The organism is Leptolyngbya sp. FACHB-36, assembly GCF_014695955.1.
GTDB lineage: Bacteria > Cyanobacteriota > Cyanobacteriia > Leptolyngbyales > Leptolyngbyaceae > FACHB-36.
Genome location: NZ_JACJPG010000145.1, coordinates 1 through 3,642 on the forward strand (window position 1 = coordinate 1; position 3,642 = coordinate 3,642).

The 3,642-nt window shown below is 52.0% G+C and carries 3 protein-coding genes; 2 read left to right on the forward strand and 1 reads right to left on the reverse strand.

The window, feature by feature from the left end; translation table 11 throughout:
- Nucleotides 1–1,528 (reverse strand): CHASE3 domain-containing protein (locus H6F43_RS02075; protein ID WP_190340355.1); only part of this gene is annotated, 1,528 nt, incomplete at its 3' end.
- Between the two features lie 588 nt (nt 1,529–2,116).
- On the opposite strand from H6F43_RS02075, the gene H6F43_RS02080 reads away from it, so the two are divergent.
- Nucleotides 2,117–2,452, forward strand: coding sequence for a hypothetical protein (locus H6F43_RS02080; protein WP_190340356.1), 336 nt, complete (start codon nt 2,117–2,119; stop codon nt 2,450–2,452).
- A 213-nt stretch (nt 2,453–2,665) separates the two neighbouring features.
- The coding region (locus tag H6F43_RS02085) for a DHH family phosphoesterase (RefSeq protein WP_190340357.1) at nt 2,666–3,642 on the forward strand (977 nt) is incomplete at its 3' end.

A 3,642-nucleotide genomic window follows, 5' to 3' on the forward strand; every position in this document is an offset into this window, starting at 1 on the left:
GAATTTCCGCCTCGGCGCGTTTGCGATCGGTAATGTCTTCAGCAATGCCCGTAATGCGCTGAACGCGGTTGTCGTTCACGCTTAAAAACGCGCGATCGCGAATCCAGCGAACGTTGCCGCTGGGCTGCACAATGCGATACTCTTCGTCGTAGTTGCCCTGAAGCACTTTGCTGGGCTGAGTGGCTTCGATGCGCGGGCGATCGTCCGGGTGAATAGCTCGCAGCCATGCGGAGCGATCCTGGTAAAGCTCATCTCGAGGCTGTCCCCAAATCTCCTCGTATGCTGGACTGACATAGAGAATTTTGTGCAGGTCTGGCTCCGTCACCCAGAATACTTCGCGAATCGTTTCGGCAATCTGACGAAACTGCTCCTCGCTCTCGCAGCGGTCGGCTTCTGCCTGCTTGCGCTCGGTTACGTCGATCGCCGCGCTGATTACCATCCGTCTGCCATCCGGCAACGGACCCAACGGAGCCGAGAAGAATTCCCAGATGCGCGCCGATCCGCTGCGAGTGCGAACCATATACTCGCCTTCGGAGACGCGGCGATCGCTGCCGTAGAGGCGATTGATGTCTGCTTGCACCGTGGCTCTGCGCTGTCCGTAGGCAAGTTCCGTCCAGTGGGCGATCGTGGGAACGTCTTGGAGCGTGTACCCACTGAGTTCTGTCCAGGCGTAATTGACTTGCAGCACTTCGCCGTCTTCGACATGGAGTATCATTGGCAGCGGCGCGTGCAAAATGGCTCGGTAGAAGCGGTCTTCGCTAGTGTCCCGAGCAGCTTCGGCTTGCTCACGAATCTGGACTTGCTGCTGTAAGCTCCGCAGAGTTTCGAGTAAAGCTGTGGTCCGCTCTTGCACCTGAACTTCTAGCCCGTCACGTAAAGTGCGCATCTCGGCTTCAGACTGCTCCAGCGTCGAGAGGTAGCGCCGCAGGGCGGAGGTTGCCGCTGATATGACACCGATCGCTACCACACTTAGCACAATAACTAACCCAATGCTGAGTCCGCCATCGAGGTTTGCCTGAAGCGATCGCTGACTCAACAGGGCAATTTCCTCCTGCTTAATTTGGTCTACGACTCCCCGAATCTGGTCCATCTGCTGCTTGCCTTCATCGGTTTTGACCACGGCAAGGGCAGCGCTGAGTCCTTGTTGATTGCGCAGTGCGATCGTCGCTCTTAGCTCGTCAAGCTTTCTATCAATGAGCGGTTGCAAATCTCGCAGTCGCGCTTGCTGGCGCGAGTTGTCTGCGGTCAAGCGGCGCAACTCGCTCATGTCTCGATCAATTTCAAGGACTGCTGTGTCGTAAGGTGCGAGGTAATTATTTCTCCCAGTCAGCAAATAGCCGCGCTGTCCGGTTTCAGCATCTTTTAGATGCGACAGCAGTTCCTCAGTTTCCTGAAGCACCTGATATGTATGACTAACCCACTGGCTGCTTTGGCGAAATTTGAAGAACGCCAGCCAGGAAGAGATACTAATAATCGCGAGGAGAACGATCGCCAGTCGGAATCTAGCGCCGCTAGTCGGCTCAACCACAGAATTCGCGCATGTCTTGGGTTTCTCTAAGAGTACAGTAGCGCATTTGGCTCTGCCAAAACCCTAGCTGCCTTAGCAGGAGGCGTCTGCCAGTATCCTGGCTGCGTCATCCGCAGACAGCCAGGGTTGGTTCCACAGTACAACGTCCAATTGTCGATCGTTTTACCTAGTCTGATAGTGAATTCAGCTAAAATTTTCTGGTTGCTCATCTACCGCAAGGCGGAGAACAAGTTCGTTAAAGCGTGAAGAAACGAAATAACGAAGTTGTTAGAGTTGTATTGAGAGTAGTCCAATGTATTGAAAGTTGTAACAGCATCAATCTTAACGCCCATAGAATCTGAGAATGCTATGGCTAAGCTTGGCATCGAGATATAAGGAGTTGTCACAATGCGCGTTGCTATACATCCAGCCTTTCTAAAAGGATTTAATTAAACCGAAACTCAGCATGGCCGAAGCTTTAATGCTTCTAGCCTGAAATGTACATAACTCGTCGATAGTTTCCAGCCGCGAGAAACCAACAAAGTTACACATAGAATATTAAGCTTCCGGTAAACGTTCAGAATAAAAGAAGGGCTGGCAATGGATAGTATGGAAGAAGAAATTGAGATATGGATTGAGCTTGACGAATATCAAACTGTGGAGGAACAAAGTTATGACGACGATCAATTTTGTAATGTAATTATTCACTTTGCTGATGGTTCAAGAATTGGTCTTAATGTCTGGAGCGAGAAGTTTTTTCGCCGAGAATTTAATAAGATTGATTGGGTAGATGAACAGGTAGCCATCTTGCCAGATCTTGTGGTAAGAAAATTTGATTCCACAGCGATCCGAAAATCTATTATGGACTTAATCAACAAAGATAAATGGTTAGAGGGGCGAGGATTTCCAATCAAGGATGTAAAGAATATTGAGGATGTTGAATAGCGAGGATGTTCAGATAGCGATTGGGTGATTGCAAATGCTCCAGCAACTTTAGGAAAAATTAAACCGCGACTTTCATACTTACTGTGTTCAAATCCAGAGATTTCAGTGCATGGCGCAACTTAGCCTGAGGAGTTTGGTAAATCGAGCAACGTAACCGATACATTAAGTTATCAAGCTGTCGTACAAAATTCGTAGCGAGTTGAGACCTCGAAGATGCCAGAACCCTCCCTACAATGGCGCATTCCCGCGATCGTCGAGCCGCCAGAGTGGTTTGTGCAGGCGATTGCTCAGCACGCGCCTGACAGCTTGGTTGCTTACGCCGCTCAGCTTCTTTGGCAGCGCGGTATTCAGCAGGTAGACCAGCTTGCCGGATTTCTGAATCCCAGCGCCTACCAGCCCACCAGTCCCTTCGCGTTTGGGCAAGAAATGCAGTGGGCGATCGAGCGGTTGCAGCAGGCGTACAGGGATCACTCGATCGTGGGCATCTGGGGCGACTTCGATGCGGATGGTGTCACAGCAACGGCAGTGCTGTGGGACGGACTGGGGCAATTTTTCACCCAGCAGAAAACGCTGCTCTACTACATTCCTAATCGTATTACTGAGTCACATGGACTGTCACGATCGGGCATCGATACGCTGCACGCGAAAGGCTGCCACCTGATCGTCACGTGCGATACGGGCAGCACCAATTTAGAGGAGATTGAGTACGCTCGCAGCCTGGGAATGGATGTGATCGTGACGGATCATCACACGCTACCCAGCGATCGTCCTGCCGTCACTGCCATCATCAATCCCCGCTACTTACCCGCCGCGCATCCCCTTGCTCACTTATCCGGCGTTGCAGTCGCGTACAAATTAGTGGAGGCGCTGTACGAGACGCTGCCCGATGTGCCGCAAACCCCACTGGAGCAATTGCTGGATCTGGTCGCGATCGGGCTAATTGCCGATCTAGTAGAGCTTAAAGGAGACTGTCGCTATCTAGCGCAGCGCGGCATCGAGCAACTCCAGCGGCAGGCAACCTCGGCAACGGCGACTCGTCCAGGAATTTTGCGGCTGCTGGAGCTGTGCAAGCGCAGCGGCGATCGTCCCACGGATATTTCGTTTGGCATTGGTCCCCGTCTCAACGCAGTTAGCCGCATTCAAGGCGATGCCCACTTCTGCGTTGAACTGTTGACGAGCCGCGACACCCA

Excerpts from the sequence above, each read along its gene's own strand:
- H6F43_RS02080 (WP_190340356.1), top strand. The coding sequence starts at position 2,117 with ATGGAAGAAGAAATTGAGATATGGATTGAGCTTGACGAATATCAAACT.